Annotated in this window: 13 protein-coding genes; 6 read left to right on the top strand and 7 right to left on the bottom strand. The window is 73.1% G+C overall.

Going from position 1 to position 13,796, the window contains the following annotated elements; all coding sequences use genetic code 11:
* Nucleotides 1-3 precede the first annotated feature (3 nt).
* Nucleotides 4-432 carry a Zn-ribbon domain-containing OB-fold protein gene (locus tag ACS5PV_RS14475; RefSeq protein ID WP_455396024.1) on the top strand — a complete coding sequence of 143 codons (429 nt, stop codon included), beginning with the start codon at nucleotides 4-6 and terminating at the stop codon, nucleotides 430-432.
* A gap of 328 nt (nucleotides 433-760) precedes the next feature.
* On the opposite strand, the gene ACS5PV_RS14470 is transcribed toward ACS5PV_RS14475, so the two are convergent.
* Both ACS5PV_RS14470 and ACS5PV_RS14465 read right to left on the bottom strand, forming a co-directional pair.
* Nucleotides 761-1,480: an aspartate/glutamate racemase family protein gene (locus ACS5PV_RS14470; RefSeq protein ID WP_455396023.1), complete on the bottom strand. Its 720-nt coding sequence runs from the start codon at nucleotides 1,478-1,480 to the stop codon at nucleotides 761-763.
* Nucleotides 1,481-1,514: 34 nt separating this feature from the next.
* Entirely contained in the window at nucleotides 1,515-2,291 is a 777-nt protein-coding gene (locus tag ACS5PV_RS14465) for a ferredoxin--NADP reductase (protein ID WP_109972662.1), read from the bottom strand.
* A gap of 283 nt (nucleotides 2,292-2,574) precedes the next feature.
* Between ACS5PV_RS14465 and ACS5PV_RS14460 the strand changes: the two genes are divergently transcribed.
* The gene (locus tag ACS5PV_RS14460; protein ID WP_455396022.1) at nucleotides 2,575-3,504 is read left to right on the top strand and encodes a beta-xylosidase; all 930 of its coding nucleotides are present in this window, start codon (nucleotides 2,575-2,577) and stop codon (nucleotides 3,502-3,504) included.
* Nucleotides 3,505-3,509: 5 nt separating this feature from the next.
* Entirely contained in the window at nucleotides 3,510-4,343 is an 834-nt protein-coding gene (locus ACS5PV_RS14455; protein ID WP_455396021.1) for a PIG-L deacetylase family protein, read from the top strand.
* 4 nt (nucleotides 4,344-4,347) lie between these two features.
* Here the strand turns inward: ACS5PV_RS14455 and ACS5PV_RS14450 are convergent, their stop codons facing one another.
* From ACS5PV_RS14450 to ACS5PV_RS14435, 4 genes are all read right to left on the bottom strand, one after another.
* Nucleotides 4,348-4,497, bottom strand: a complete 150-nt coding sequence (locus tag ACS5PV_RS14450; RefSeq protein WP_455396020.1) for a hypothetical protein — start codon at nucleotides 4,495-4,497, stop codon at nucleotides 4,348-4,350.
* A gap of 632 nt (nucleotides 4,498-5,129) precedes the next feature.
* On the bottom strand, nucleotides 5,130-7,133 hold the full coding sequence (locus ACS5PV_RS14445; protein ID WP_455396019.1) for a HAMP domain-containing methyl-accepting chemotaxis protein: 2,004 nt from the start codon (nucleotides 7,131-7,133) through the stop codon (nucleotides 5,130-5,132).
* A 165-nt stretch (nucleotides 7,134-7,298) separates the two neighbouring features.
* Nucleotides 7,299-8,210, bottom strand: a complete 912-nt coding sequence (locus ACS5PV_RS14440; RefSeq protein WP_455396018.1) for a polysaccharide deacetylase family protein — start codon at nucleotides 8,208-8,210, stop codon at nucleotides 7,299-7,301.
* Nucleotides 8,211-8,226: 16 nt separating this feature from the next.
* Nucleotides 8,227-8,616 (bottom strand): hypothetical protein, encoded by a 390-nt coding sequence (locus ACS5PV_RS14435; protein ID WP_455396017.1) that lies wholly within the window; start codon nucleotides 8,614-8,616, stop codon nucleotides 8,227-8,229.
* Between the two features lie 225 nt (nucleotides 8,617-8,841).
* Between ACS5PV_RS14435 and ACS5PV_RS14430 the strand changes: the two genes are divergently transcribed.
* From ACS5PV_RS14430 to ACS5PV_RS14420, 3 genes are all read left to right on the top strand, one after another.
* Complete coding sequence (locus ACS5PV_RS14430; RefSeq protein ID WP_455396016.1) at nucleotides 8,842-9,453, top strand: histidine phosphatase family protein; 612 nt, start codon at nucleotides 8,842-8,844, stop codon at nucleotides 9,451-9,453.
* Nucleotides 9,450-10,217, top strand: coding sequence for a TIGR04290 family methyltransferase (locus ACS5PV_RS14425; protein ID WP_455396015.1), 768 nt, complete (start codon nucleotides 9,450-9,452; stop codon nucleotides 10,215-10,217). The genes ACS5PV_RS14430 and ACS5PV_RS14425 overlap by 4 nt, the downstream gene beginning before the upstream one ends.
* Before the next feature lie 121 nt (nucleotides 10,218-10,338).
* Nucleotides 10,339-12,471: an FUSC family protein gene (locus ACS5PV_RS14420; protein ID WP_455396014.1), complete on the top strand. Its 2,133-nt coding sequence runs from the start codon at nucleotides 10,339-10,341 to the stop codon at nucleotides 12,469-12,471.
* Here ACS5PV_RS14420 and ACS5PV_RS14415 read toward each other — a convergent pair.
* Nucleotides 12,458-13,795: a methyl-accepting chemotaxis protein gene (locus ACS5PV_RS14415; protein WP_455396013.1), complete on the bottom strand. Its 1,338-nt coding sequence runs from the start codon at nucleotides 13,793-13,795 to the stop codon at nucleotides 12,458-12,460. The two genes, ACS5PV_RS14420 and ACS5PV_RS14415, sit on opposite strands and share 14 nt — an antisense overlap.
* Nucleotide 13,796 lies beyond the last annotated feature (1 nt).

Below are 13,796 nucleotides of genomic sequence, written 5' to 3'. Positions count from 1 at the left end.
ACGATGACCCGGATCCCCTTGCGCGACGGCGACTGGCCCGATCCGCCGGCGAGCCCCGACTCCGCGCCCTTCGTGGCGGCGGCGAAGGAGGGCCGGTTCCTGCTGCGCCGCTGCACGGCCTGCGGCAAGGCGCACTGGTACCCGCGCGAGCTTTGCCCGTTCTGCTTCGGTGAGACCGCCTGGGAGGAGGCCTCGGGCGAGGGCACGATCTACAGCTACACGGTGCTCACCCGCGAGGACCCGCCGCGGGCGATCGCCTACGTCACCCTGGCGGAAGGGCCGACGATGCTGACGAGCCTCGTCGAATGCGAGGCGGGGCAGGTCGCAGTGGGACAGCCGGTGAGGCTGGTCTTCGTCTCGTCGAAGAACGGGACGCCGGTGCCGTGCTTCCGGCCCGTCGAGGGTTCGGTGGGGGCGGAGCCGGGCGCTTGATGGGGCGAAGGGGCGCCTGATCTCCGGGCCTGTGGGGGCCGGGGCCGTCCGGGGACAGGAAAGGCGCGGGTCCCTCCTCTCCCCGCGGGTGGGGAGAGGGCTGCTGACCCCTCGTTGGGTCAGCAGCAAGCCCGAAGGGCGAGGGTGAGGGGGTTTTGCCGGAAGAGGCTCACTCGTCGAGACCCCCTCACCCTCGCTTCGGCTGCGCCTCCGCTTGCTGCATTCCCTGAACGGGAATGCAGCCCTCTCCCCGCCCGGCGGGGAGAGGAGAAAGCCCGCGCTTCGTTCGTGGGACTGACAGCCCTGCCGGGCGGGGATCCCGCGCCCATCAACCCCCGCGCAGCAACCCCGCCAGCTCCTCCGACAGCCCCACGCTCTCGGTCGGCGGCAGGGTCGGGCGCGCGCCGGCGAGCCCCGCGGCGGCCACGACCGCCCGCGCCCCGGCCTCGACCGAGCAGATCACCGGCACCTCCACCTGGGGCTGGACCCGCTCGGCGAGGCCGGCGAGCGCCGCGCCGCCGAGCACCACCACGTCGGCGCCGTCGATCGCGGCCGAGGCGCGGCAGGCCTCGGCCAGGCGGCCGAGCGCCGCGTCGGGGTCGCGGGCGATCTCGCCGCCGGTCGGCGCCACGGTGCGGATGCCGGCGAGCCGCTCGGAAAGGCCGAGCATCGCCGCGAACTCGGTCAGCATCGGCTTCCACAGCACGCCGCCGGTGACGATGCCGATGCGCCGTCCGCGGGTGCAGGCCAGATGCAGCGCGCCCTCGGCCATGCCGACGACCGGCACCGGCGAGACCTCCTTGAGGGCGAGAAGCCCCGGATCGCCGAAGCAGGCGAGGTAGACCGCGTCGCAAGCCCCGACATGCGCGGCCAGCGCGTCGAGGGCGGCGTGGCCGGCGATGGCGGCGGCGGCGCGGCTCGCGATGTAGCGGGCGCCGAACCGGCCGGTCACCGGCACGATCTCGGCCGGGATCAGGCGCCGCACATGCGCGGCGGCCTGCTCGGTGACGGCGGGCGTGGTGTTGGGGTTGATGAGCAGGATGCGCACGCGAGTCTCCCGGCGCATCCGGCGTATCACACCGCTACTTCTCGACGAAGGCCTTCTCGATGACGTAGTGGCCGGCCTCGCCGTGGTTGCCCTCGACGTAGTCGGCGCCGGCCAGCAGGTCGCGGGTGTCGCGGATCATGTCGGGGCTGCCGCAGAGCATGAAGCGGTCGGCCTCCCGCGTCATCATCGGCAGGCCGATGTCGGAGAAGAGCTTGCCCGAAGTCATCAGGTCGGTGATCCGGCCGCGGTTGCGGAACGGCTCGCGGGTCACGGTCGGATAGTAGATCAGCTGGTCGCGGACCATGTCGCCGATCAGCTCGTGGTTCGGCAGCGTCTCGGTGATCGTCTCGCCGTAGGCCAGTTCCTGGACGTGGCGGCAGCCGTGGACCAGGATCACCTTCTCGAAGCGCTCGTAGGTCTCCGGGTCCTTGATGATCGCCAGGAAGGGGGCGAGGCCGGTGCCGGTGCCGAGCAGGTAGAGGTGGCGGCCGGGCATCAGGTTGTCGAGCACCAGGGTGCCGGTGGCCTTGCGGCTGACCACGATCGGGTCGCCGACCTTGAGGTGCTGGAGCTTCGAGGTGAGCGGGCCGTTGGCCACCTTGATGGAGAAGAACTCCAGCTCGTCCTCGTAGTTGGCGCTGACCACGCTGTAGGCGCGCAGCAACGGCTTGGCGCCCTCGCCCTTGAGGCCGATCATGGTGAACTCGCCGTTGCGGAAGCGGAACGACGGGTCGCGGGTGGTGCGGAAGCTGAAGAGCGAATCCGTCCAGTGATGGACGGACAGGACGCGCTCCTCGTTGAAGTTGCTCATCGGGCCAGGAATCCTGAAGGCGTTCGACGGGTTTCGATTTGGGAGAGGTCATCTCGCAGGTGCGGCATCGCCGTCAAGGCGTCGCCGCACAAGCGGGGGCTGCGTGGCCGTCAAGCCGCAGGGACAACCGGCTGTTCTTCGGAATGCTTCCAGCGTGCTCGCGCTCCGGAAGCACTCACTCCATCCCGGTCCGCTCGCTGCGGCGGCGGACGGCTTGCACCGCGCCCGGCCTGCCGCCATGACGGGCCACCATACTCCCACCCCCTTTGGCGACGAGGCCGGCATGATCGAAGCGGCGATGATCTGGAACGAGCCCAACAACAAGTCGCACTGGGATCCCGAGATCGATCCGGGCTGGTCGCTCTTCGCCGACACCCTCGATTGCGCCGCGCGTGCCGTGAAGGCGGAGGCGCCGCACCTGCCGACGGTGCTGGGCGGCATCTCGCCGATCGACCCGACCTTCATCCGGATGCTCGACGGGCGAGGCGCCCTCGACCACGTCGACGTGGTGGCGGTGCACGGCTTTCCCCTCGACTGGAACCTCTGGCAGATCAACGAGTGGCCGGACAAGATCGCCGAGATCCGCGCGGTGACGGAGAAGCCGATCTGGGTCACCGAGGTCGGCGTCTCGACCTTCGGCGCCGAGGAGGTGCAGGTCTTCGGGGTCGATCGCACCGCCGAATTGCTGATCGGCCGGGCGCCGCGGATCCACTGGTACAGCCTCTACGACCTGCCGCAGGCCTGGGGCGCCACCACCCGGCACCGGGAGGCGGAGGGCTCCTCGTACTACCGGCACTTCTACATGGGATTGCTGCGCGAGGACGGCACGCCGAAGCCCGCTCTGGAGCACTTCGCCCGCCACACCCCGGCGCTGGGCTTATGCCAGTGGTTCCACTACCAGGATCACCGCCTCGACGAGGCGGTGGCCTGGATGCGGCGGCTCGGGGTGACCTACTTGCGCACCGGCCTGTCCTGGGCCGATTCGTTCCGGCCGGATGCCCTCGATTGGTTCGACCGGCAGATGGAGGCCCTGGCGGAGTTCGACGTGACCGTGACCTTCTGCTTCACCCCCGAGCACCGGGGCATCGCCCCCCACCATACCAGCCCGCCGCAGGTGAAGGAGGAATTCGCCGAGTTCTGCGCCGCGATGGTGCGGCGCTACGCCGGGATGATCCGGCCGGGTCCCGCCCTCGGGCCGCAGCCGGCGATCTGATCGCGATGGGATCGATCGCCTCGACCTCGCCCGCCGCCGAAGCCTTCCTGGCGGCCCTCGCCGACCCGGCCTGCGGGCCGGTTCCGGCGCAATCCGCCGCGCTCGTCGTCGCCCACCCGGACGACGAGAGCATCGGCTGCGGCGCGCAGCTGCCGCGCCTCTTGGGCCTCACGGTGATCCACGTCACCGACGGCGTGCCCCGCGATGGGGGAGATGCCATGCGCCGCGGCTTCCCCGATCCCACGGCTTACGCGGCCGCCCGTGCCCGGGAACTCGACGCGGCGCTGACCCTCGCGGGCATCGAACAGGCGCGGCGCATCGCCCTTGGATACCCCGACGGAGGGGTGGCGGAGGCGATCGCGCCGCTCGCCCGGCAGCTGGCCGACCTCTTCACCGCGCGCGGCATCACCGTGGCGCTGACCCACGCCGTCGAGGGCGGCCATCCGGATCACGACGCCGTGGCGCTCGCCCTGCGCGGTGCCCGCCGGCTGCTCGGGCCGGACCGTCTCGCGGTGATCGAGATGCCGTTCTACCATGCCGGCCCGGACGGGTTCGACGCCGGCAGCTTCCTGCCCACCGACCCGCCGCGGCGGGCGATCGCGCTCCACCTCGATCCCGAGGATTGCGCCTTCAAGGCCGAGCTGTTCGCCGCCCATGCGAGCCAGGCCGCGACCCTGAACCGGGTCCCGATCGCGCTCGAGCGCTTCCGCGAGGCGCCGGAGGGCGGGTTCGGCCTCCTGCCGAATGGCGGGAGGCTGCTCTACGAGATCTCGGGGTCCGGTCTGACCGGGGAGCGCTTCCGGACCCTGGCCGAGGCGGCGGAGCGGGAGATCGGCTGACCGATCAGTGCCCGCTGCCCGCCGGCATCGCGCGGTAGAACGCCACCACGTCGCGATAATCCTGGTCGACCGGGGCGACCGGCACGGCGAGGCGCAAGCTTAAGCCGGCGAGGCCGGTGAGCAGGGCGAGGACGAGGCAGGCGCGCAGCGACATGGGTGGGCGGTGCCAGAATCGCCGCCCGGCGTAAAGCGGCGTCACGGAAACGGGTACGGCCGGGCCGATCCACGGCCTTGAGCGGAGCGAGGGGGCGGAGCTCAACTCAAGGTCGCGGCCGGCCCGGCCGCATGTCGATCAACCTACCGGAGGGGTGATGAATGTCAACATTCGTCACTCGCCAGCGAGGCCTCGCTGGCGCCCCGTGTGCGCCAGCGCACAAAGTCGTTCCGCCGCCCAATATTTCCGACATCTTGCTCTTGAACGGCAGCGACGCGCATACGGTCTGGTCCGGCGCGACGGCCGGCGGCGAAGACGTAGGAATCGTTGCGGTGACGTTGCGATGGATACGGCCAAGGTCCGGCGCCGGTGCTGCCCGCCCTTGCCGGTAAACGAAGCGAACCGGTCGCCTCACCATCCTGCAACGTCGGCGGTTCCAGGCGTGCCTTCGGCACTCCGGGCTCCGCTCTCCCGGTTCGGGACGACCTGGAGGACAGCAAGTCTGTCCATTGAGGCGAGAGGAACGGCGGAGATCACCGTCCGGTACGGCGCCGGGAGGCGGACGCAGAAGCGGTCCCGCCGCGTCGCCGCGGCAGGCCCGGTGACGTCCGGTGCCGGCGAGCGCCGCCGGGTCAGGCCGCCTGGATGTCGCGCAGGAAGCCGTCGACCTCCTGCTTGACCGTGAGCGACTGCATGGCCAGCTCGGCGGCGGCCGTCAGCACCTGGGAGGCGGCGCTGCCGGTCTCGCCGGCCGAGCCGAGGACGCCGGACATCGCGACGGTCACGTCCTGGGTGCTGCGGGCGGCCTGGGAGGCGTTGCGCGAGATCTCGGCCGTGGCGGCGGTCTGCTCCGTCACCGTCGCGGCGATCATGCCGCTGATCTCGTTGATCGTCGCGATGGTCTGGCCGATCTGCCCGATGGCGCCGGCGGCTTGGCCGGTGGCGGCCTGGATCGCGGTGATCTGCCCGCCGATCTCGACGGTCGCCCGGGAGGTCTGGGCGGCGAGCTCCTTCACCTCGGCCGCCACCACCGCGAAGCCGCGGCCGGCGGCCCCCGCCCGCGCCGCCTCGATCGTGGCGTTCAGCGCGAGCAGGTTGGTCTGGTCGGCGATTGCCGTGATCGTCGCCACCGCGGCGCCGATCTGCGTGGCGGCGGCGCTGAGGCTCGTCATCGCGGCGTCGGTCGCCGCGGCCTCGCGGGTAGCGTTGCCCGCGACCTCGTTCGAGCGCAGCACCTGGCGCTCGATCTCCTGGAGCGAGCTGACCATCTCCTCGGCGGCGGCGGCGACCATCTGGACGTTGGCCGAGGTCTGCTCGGCGGTGGTGCTGGAGGCCTGCGCCTGGGCGCTGGTGGTGTCGGCGACGCTCGTCATGGTGCGGGCGGTGGCGTCGAGCTCGGTCGCCGCCGAGGTGACGATCTCGAGCGAGCCCGCGACCCGGTGCTGGAAGCCCCGCACCAGCTGGTCGACCCGGTCGGCCCGGCGCTGGCGGGCGGATTGCTCGTCGCGCTGCTGGGCCTCCAGTTCCTCGCGGGCGATGGCGTTCCGGCGGAAGATCTCGACGGCCTGGGCCATCTCGCCCATCTCGTCGCGGGCATCGCGGGAGGGGACGACGAGATCGGTCTCGCCCTGCGCCAGCCGCTTCATCGCGGCGGTCATCCCGGTGACCGGCCCGACGATGCTGCGGGCGATCAGGAACGCCAGGGCGGCGCCGAGGGACAGGGCGAGGGTCATCAGGACGAGCTGGATCGTCAGCGTCCGGGCCGTCATCGCCTCCGTGTCGGCGGCGATCTCGCGCACCGCGGCCTCGACCTTGGCCCGCACCGTCCGGGTGGCCTGATCAATCGCCGCCACCCGCGGCTTGATGCCGGAATCGTAGGCCTGGCGGCTCTCGCCCGACGCCGCGGTGTAGGCCTGGAAGGCGGCGACGTAAGATACGAGCGCCTGCTCGGTAGCGCGGATCGGCTGCGCGAAGGCGCCGGCGGCGTCGGTCCCGCGCAGGGCCTTGAGGGCGGCCTCGGCCTTGCCGGCATTGGTCGCGAAGGTCGCCGGGCCGTTCGCGTCCTGCGTCGCCAGGAAGCGCCAGTTGGCGACCCGCACCAGCAGCACCGCGCTCTCGGCGGCGGCGGCCTGGAGCACCTGCGCGTCGCTGGCGCGGGCGCGCATCTCGGCCACCATCGCGTTGCTCGCGCGGGTCAGCTCGTCGCCGCCCTTGAACAGCTTCTCCTTGGCCTCCGCCATGCTGCGCCCCGCGGCCTCCAGGCGCTGGAGGTCGGGCTTCAGCTCGCGCGCCCGCTCGCGGATCTCGCCGTAGAGCCGGCGGCGCTCCTCGTTGATCGCCCGGGTCGCCATGCGGTCGCCCGCCTCCTCGATCGACCGGCGCTCCCCGTCGATCCCGGCGATCAGCTCCGGCCGCGGCGAGAGCCGGTACTGCTCGGCCAGGCCCGACAGGGTGCCGGTGGACGCGGTCACGGCAAGCGCGGAGCGCGACAGGTCGTCGAGCAGCGCCCGGCGCTCGTACTGCTCGGTGAGGCCGGCCTGCTGGTAGATCGAGAATCCGCCCAAGCTCGCGGCGATGATCATCAACGACGCGAAGCCGACGTAGAGGCGGGATCGGACGGTCAGCCTGCGTAACATACCACTACCCGAATGAAGCTATACTCCGTTGATGTAGGAAAACATCGTGAATTGCCGGTTAACGCATTACCCGGCGTATAACCCTGAGGTAGAGGGCGCGCACAACGCGATCTCCGGTTGTGGGCGACTCCTCGACTTCGAGTACGGCGTCGCTCCCCTTCGGCATCAGGCCGGCACCATCCCCTCCGGCAGCCCGATCGCGTGGTCCGCGATGTCTCCGGCGCGAGTGATCCACACCTCATCCCGGTGTTCGGCGATATGCGCCAGCGCCCGGCGCAGCGGGCGCAGCCGGTGCGGCTGGCCGACGAGGTAGGGGTGGAGCGCGATGCCCATCACCAGCGGCGCGTCGGAGGCGGTGGCGCGCATCTCTTCGAAGGCGTCGACGATCATCTCGGCGAACTGCGCGCCGGAATCCTTGCGCCCGACGATCGACGGGATGTCGTTCAGCTCCTGCGGGTAGGGCACCGAGAGGATGCGGCCGCCGCCGCGGGTCTTAAACCAAGTCGGCTGGTCGTCGTGGCACCAGTCGAGGAGGTAGCGGTAGCCGGCCTCGGCCAGCAGGTCCGGGGTGGCGCGGCTCTGCGAGATCCAGGGGCCGAGCCAGCCTGCCGGGGCCTTGCCCTCCGCCCGGGCGAGGGTCGCGGTGGCCTCGGCGATCAGCGCCCGCTCCTCGTCCTCGGCCAAGGTGCCCTGGCGCTCGGCGTTGCTGCGGCCGTGCCCCACCACCTCGTCGCCGCGGGCGCGGAAGGTGTCCATCAGGCCGGGGCACTCGGCGTAGATGCGGCTGTTGACCAGCACCGAGGCGGGCAGGGACAGGGCGTCGAACGCGTCCGCGAGGCGAAACACCCCGACCCGGTTGCCCCAGTCGCGCCAGGCGTAGTTCAGCACGTCCGGCTGCGGCCCGCCCGGCGCCAGCTCGGCCCCGAGGCCGCCGCCGAAGTCGAAGCACTCGACGTTGAGGGCGACGTAGACCGCGAGCCGCTTTCCCCCCGGCCAGTCGTAGGTCGGGCGCTGCGGCAGCGGGCTGTAGGCGTAGCGCCCGTGCGGCTGGCCTTGCGGGCGGGCCTCGTCGCTCATCCGTGTCTCCATATCCTCAAGGCTGTTTCGCGGGCGGCTCCGCCGGGGCGGCGGGCAGGAGGATGCCCGGGGCGATGGTGCCCTCGGGGCCGTACTCGCCGGCCACCGCCCGGCAGGCGGCGTCCCGGTTCTGCATCATCTGGTTCGACATCAGGGAAAAGATCGTCTGCACCTTGGCGCCGAACGGGCCGCGGGGCGGGCGCACGTCCTCGATCGACACCTGGTAGCGGGCGAGCAGCGCCTCGAACGGCGCGGTGCCGATGCGGTAGCCGCAGACATTGGCCGCCGCGAACACGTAGGCCGCCGTCTCCAGCGCCCGGGGCGGGGGCGCGTTGCGCATGCCCTGCGCGCCGGCCGGGCCGGCGGCGAGCGCGGCCGCCAGGGCGAGGAGCAGGGTCGGGCGCATGGCGGGGATCCTCCGGGCGATGCCGCACGGTCCGAGGCCGTGTTTCGGCACGGGTGCGAAGCTAGCGCGAGCGGCCGTGGGCGCCAGGGTGAGGAGAACCGCGACGAGCGTCGGCTCCGCCGTGCCACCCCGTTTCAAAAAACTACCCTCCAGTATCTGCCCCACCCATGGCCGCTCCCGCCCCCCGGCCTATCTGGCGTCCGGAACGAGGGAGCCGCGCCGGGCATGACCACGACCTTCTTCCTGGTGCGGCACGCCGCCCACGACCGGCTCGGCCGCGTCTTGTGCGGGCGGATGCCCGGGGTGACGCTCGGGCGCGAGGGGCGGGCGCAAGCCGACGCGCTCGCCGCGCGGCTCTCCGGCGAGGGGCTGGCGGCGGTCTACGCCTCGCCGCTGGAGCGGGCGCGGGAGACGGCCGAGCCGGTCGCCGCCCGGGCGGGACTCGCGGTCGGGATCCTGCCGGCGCTCAACGAGATCGATTTCGGCGCCTGGGCCGGGCTGCCTTTCGACGAGCTGCACCAGGATCCGCTCTGGGCCGGCTGGAACCAGGCCCGCCACGTCACCCGGCCGCCCGGAGGCGAGACGGCGCTGGAGGCGCAGGCCCGGGTGCTGCGGGGGCTGGAGGAGCTGCGGGCGCGCCACGGCGAGGCCCGCCTCGCCCTCGTCAGCCACGCCGACGTGATCAAGCTCGTGATCGCCCACGCCCTCGGGCTCGGGGCGGATGCGATGCGGCTGTTCGAGATCGGCCCGGCCTCGGTGAGCGTGCTGGTGCTGGGCGCCTGGGGCGCCAAGGTCGAGAGCCTGAACGAGCGCGCCTTCCTGGGGAGCCACCCATGACCGACGAGACCTTGCGCGCCGAATCGTTGCGCGAACGCGCCGAGGCCCTGGGGCCGTGGTTCCACAACATCGAGATCGCGCCGGGCGTGTTCACCGCGCCCGGCCACTTCCTCGGCGACTACCCGATGGTGAAGTGGCGCACCTTCGCCGACGCGGTGCCGGCCGACCTCACGGGCAAGACGGTGCTCGACATCGGCTGCAATGCCGGCTTCTACGCCGTCGAGATGAAGCGCCGCGGCGCCGCCCGGGTGCTCGGGATCGACGAGGACGAGCGCTACCTCGCCCAAGCCCGCTTCGTCGCCCGGGCGCTGCGCGCCGAGATCGAGTTCCGCAACCTCTCGGTCTACGACGTCGGTGCCCTGGGCGAGCGCTTCGACGTGGTGCTGTTCATGGGCGTGCTCTACCACCTGCGCCACCCGCTCCTCGCCCTCGACCTGATCCACGCCCACGTCGCCGGCGACCTGATGGTGTTCCAGTCGATGCAGCGGGGCGCGAGCACGGTGGCGCCGGTGGCGGCGGATTACGACTTCTTCGACGCCGCCCCCTTCGACGATCCGGGCTACCCGAAGCTGCACTTCATCGAGCAGGCCTACGCCGGCGACCCGACCAACTGGTGGGCGCCCAATCGTGCCTGCACCGAGGCGATGCTGCGCGCCTCCGGCTTCCGGATCGAGGCGCACCCGGAGGAGGAGGTCTATCTCTGCCGCCGGACCGCGCTGCCGGTCGCGGGCCGGCCGGTCTACCCGGCGCGACCGGAGGGCTGAGCGGTACACGGCGCGCGCCCGCATCCTATAACCGGTCTCTATCAGGGGGCTTTGGGGCACGCGGCTTGCCACGCCCGCGGCGCCCCTTCAGGACTCGCGCGCCCGTGACCCTTACCCCCCGATGAAGCCCCTTCCCCTCCGCCGCGGCACCCTGCGCGAGCCGGGTCCCGACCTCGCCCGGCTGCCGGTGGCGCCGGACCTCACCGGCATCAACGTCGCCGAGGGCCTGCGGGCCGCGGTCGCCTTCGCGAGCATCATCCTCCTCGAATGGTGGCTGGCCTGGCCGCCGCTCCTCACCATGGCGCTCGCCGCCAACCTGACGTGCTTCTGCGACATCGGCGGGCCGATCCGGCCGCGGCTCCGGGCACTCCTCGCCTTCGCGGGGCTCGGCGGCCTGTTCTGGGGCGCCTTCGGGGTGATGGAGGGCTACGGCCCGGCCCTGGTGCTGCCGGTGGCCCTCGTCGTCATCTTCGGCTGCACCTTCGCGCGGGTCTGGGGCGTACCGGCCCAGACCGTCGGCAACGTGCTGGTGGTGGTGCTCTGCCTCGCCCTCGACCGGGCGCTCACGGTCGAGCAGGGCGCGGTCGTCGCCGCGATGTTCTGGGCCGGCGGGCTCTGGGCCGCGTTCCTCGCGCTCGTCGTCTGGCGCCTCCACCCCTACCGGCCCGCCCACGCGGCGATCGGGGGCGTCTGGCGCGGCCTGTCGCGGCTCGCCCGCGACCTGCGCCGGCTCTCGGCCGACCCGCCGGGATCCGACACGAACGGGGCCGACATGAACGGCCTCGACATGAAAGGCCTCGACCTGGCGGTCTGGGAGGCCCATGCCCGCGGCCACCGCCGGGCGGTGCGCGACGCCATCGAGGCCGCCCGCACCCTGGTGCTCGATCTCGCCCGCAGCCGTGCCCGGCTCTCGGAGCGCAACGCCCGGGCGCTGATCCGGCTGGAGGCGGCCGAGCAGCTGTTCGGGGTGATGATCGCCCTCTCCGACTACCTCGAGCGCGCCACCCCGGCGCAGCGGGGACAGGCCGAGAAGCTCCTGCGCCTGCTGCCGCCGATGCTGAAGATCCTCGCCCGGGCGATCCGCCGCGACAAGCCGGTGGACTTATGGCGCATCGAGCGGGCGCTCGCCCGGGCGAGGCCCGCGGCGGACGCCGACCCGGCCTATCGCCGGATGGCCGAGCGCATCATCGACCGGGTGCGGATCGGCGCCAAGCTGTCGGGGCCGGAGGATCTGGCCGGCGGCGGCGGGCTCGCCGGCGCGCCGGCCCCGCCCTGGCGCGAGACGGTGCTTCAGCCGCTGCGCGCCAACCTCACCTGGTCCTCGGCGAACCTGCGCCACGCCGTGCGGGCGACCGTGGTGGCGCTGCCGGCGCTGGCCGTCACCTTCTTGTGGCCGGGCCCGTTCACCCACTGGCTCACCATCACGGTGGTGCTGACGATGCAGCCGTTCTACGCCGCCACCTGGCAGCGGGCGCTGGAGCGCATCGGCGGCACGGTGCTCGGCGGGGTGATCGGGGCGGTGCTCGCCTTCTACGCCACCTCGCCGCCGATCCTCGCCGCCATGATGGTGCCGCTCAGCGTGATCGGCTTCGCCGCCCGCGGCGTGAGCTACGGCACCTTCATCGCCTGCCTGACGCCCCTCGTGGTGGTGCTGGTCGAGCTCGTCGAGCCCGGCCATTCGTCCTGGGAGATCGTCGGGATGCGGGCGCTCTTCACGGTGCTGGGCGGCGCGGTGGCGGTGCTCGCCGGTCTGCTGCTGTGGCCGCTCTGGGAGCCGGGACGGGTGCGCGATGCCCTGCGCGCCGCCCTCTCGGCCCATGCCCGCTACGCCGAGGCGGTGGTGGCGGAGCGCTTGGGGGACGGCACCTCCGCCGCCGCCGAGGCCGCGGCCCGGGCGGCGGGGCTTGCCAGCAACAACCTCGAAGCCGCGCTCTCCCGCGCGCTCCAGGAGCCGCGCCGGCGCGGCCGCTCGCGCATCGAGGCCGCGATGGTCGCCGACGCCACCCTGCGCCGCATGGCCGGGCGGCTCTCGATCCTGCGCCACGAGCCCGAGCCGGCGGGGGCGGACGCCGCGACCTGGCGGGCCTGGCGCGAGTGGCTCGCCGGGGCGCTCGCCCGCACCGCCAGCGGCGAGCGGCTGCCGCCGAAGCCGGAAGGCTCGGATTCGGCGGCGTTCGGGCGCATCGCCGCCCAGGTCGAGCTCCTGGCCGGGACCTTGAAACGGGCGGGGATCGGCAGCCCTACGCCGCCCTGACCTCGCCGAGGAACGCCCCTACCGCCGCGCTCATCGCCGCCGCCTGCCGCCCGAGATCCTGGGTCGAGCCGGTGACGCGCGACGCCGCCTCGGCGGTGCCGCCGGCATCTTCGCGCACCCGGTCGATCAGGCGGGCGACCTCGTCGGTGCCGGCGCTGACGTCGCGGGTGCTGCGGGCGATCTCGGCAGTGGCGGCGCTCTGCTCCTCGACCGCGGCGCTGATCATCGCGCTGCTCTCGCTCACCCGCCCGATCGTCTCGCGGATGCGCGCCATCGCCTCGACCGAGTCGCCCGCCGCCGCCCGCATGGCCTCGATCTGCCCGGCGATCGTCCCGGTCGCCCGGGCGGTCTGCTGAGCGAGCGCCTTGACCTCGGCGGCCACCACCGCGAAGCCCCGTCCCGCCGCCCCGGCGCGGGAGGCCTCGATCGTGGCGTTGAGCGCCAGCAGGTTGGTCTGGCTGGCGATGCCGGTGATCAGCGTCACCACCTCGCCGACCTGCCCGACCGCCCCGGCGAGCGACGTGACCCGCGCCGCCACCGCGTCGGACTGCTCGACCGCATCCTGCGCCACCGCGTGCGAGCGGCCGACCTCGCCGGCGATCTCGGCGATCGCCGCGCGCAGCTGCTCGGCGGAGCGCGCCACCTGCTCGGTCCCGGCCGAGGCCTCGAGCACCGCCGCCGCCACCGCGGTCGCCGCCTCGGTCGAGCGGGCGGCGTTGCGCGACAGCGCCCCGACGGTGCCGTCGAGGGCGAGCGCCTGGTCGGCGACCGCGCCGATCGCCGCCCCGACGCGCTCCTCGAAGGCGAGGGCCAGGGCGGCGGTGGCGCTGCGCCGGCTCGCCTGCTCGGCCGCCGCGTAGGTCTCGAGCAGAACCTCGAGATTGAGCCAGGCCGCCCGGGTGAGGGCGCCCCGGAGCGCCGCCGCCTCCCTGCCCCCGAGGAGCCGGGACGGGCCGGCGAGGCCCAGGACCTCGGCGAGCCCCGCCGTCACCGTGGCGTGGCAGATCGCGACTGCGTAGGCCGGCACCCGCCGGGCGTAGAAGACCGTGGCCAGCCGCTCGGCGGAGGCCGTGAAGTCCGGGCCGAAATCGCCGCTCATCACCCGCACCCAATGCGCCACCCGGGCCGCGTGCACCTCCGGATCGCGCAGGGCGTCCTGGATCTCCGGCCAGTCGCCGAAGCGGGCGTTCCACTCCGAGAGCAGCCCCGGCAGGCGCTCGCGCGCGAAGCCGGCGAGGCCGCGCAGGCGGGCCCGGTCGTCCTCCGTGAGCCCGAAGGTGGCGAAGCGCCGGCTCTGCGCGGCGGTGACGACCGTCTGATCCATG

This window comes from Methylobacterium sp. Gmos1 (assembly GCF_053764715.1).
Note: the sequence above shows the minus strand (reverse complement) of the source record. Positions and strands in the feature narration are given on the sequence as shown.

What these genes read in the sequence shown, in the direction of transcription:
- ACS5PV_RS14465 (WP_109972662.1), bottom strand. Translation starts at nt 2,291, where the DNA reads ATGAGCAACTTCAACGAGGAGCGCGTCCTGTCCGTCCATCACTGGACG.
- ACS5PV_RS14435 (WP_455396017.1), bottom strand. Translation starts at nt 8,616, where the DNA reads ATGCGCCCGACCCTGCTCCTCGCCCTGGCGGCCGCGCTCGCCGCCGGC.
- ACS5PV_RS14460 (WP_455396022.1), top strand. Translation starts at nt 2,575, where the DNA reads ATGATCGAAGCGGCGATGATCTGGAACGAGCCCAACAACAAGTCGCAC.
- ACS5PV_RS14415 (WP_455396013.1), bottom strand. Translation starts at nt 13,795, where the DNA reads ATGGATCAGACGGTCGTCACCGCCGCGCAGAGCCGGCGCTTCGCCACC.
- ACS5PV_RS14420 (WP_455396014.1), top strand. Translation starts at nt 10,339, where the DNA reads ATGAAGCCCCTTCCCCTCCGCCGCGGCACCCTGCGCGAGCCGGGTCCC.
- ACS5PV_RS14450 (WP_455396020.1), bottom strand. Translation starts at nt 4,497, where the DNA reads ATGTCGCTGCGCGCCTGCCTCGTCCTCGCCCTGCTCACCGGCCTCGCC.
- ACS5PV_RS14425 (WP_455396015.1), top strand. Translation starts at nt 9,450, where the DNA reads ATGACCGACGAGACCTTGCGCGCCGAATCGTTGCGCGAACGCGCCGAG.
- ACS5PV_RS14475 (WP_455396024.1), top strand. Translation starts at nt 4, where the DNA reads ATGACCCGGATCCCCTTGCGCGACGGCGACTGGCCCGATCCGCCGGCG.
- ACS5PV_RS14455 (WP_455396021.1), top strand. Translation starts at nt 3,510, where the DNA reads ATGGGATCGATCGCCTCGACCTCGCCCGCCGCCGAAGCCTTCCTGGCG.
- ACS5PV_RS14430 (WP_455396016.1), top strand. Translation starts at nt 8,842, where the DNA reads ATGACCACGACCTTCTTCCTGGTGCGGCACGCCGCCCACGACCGGCTC.
- ACS5PV_RS14440 (WP_455396018.1), bottom strand. Translation starts at nt 8,210, where the DNA reads ATGAGCGACGAGGCCCGCCCGCAAGGCCAGCCGCACGGGCGCTACGCC.
- ACS5PV_RS14445 (WP_455396019.1), bottom strand. Translation starts at nt 7,133, where the DNA reads ATGTTACGCAGGCTGACCGTCCGATCCCGCCTCTACGTCGGCTTCGCG.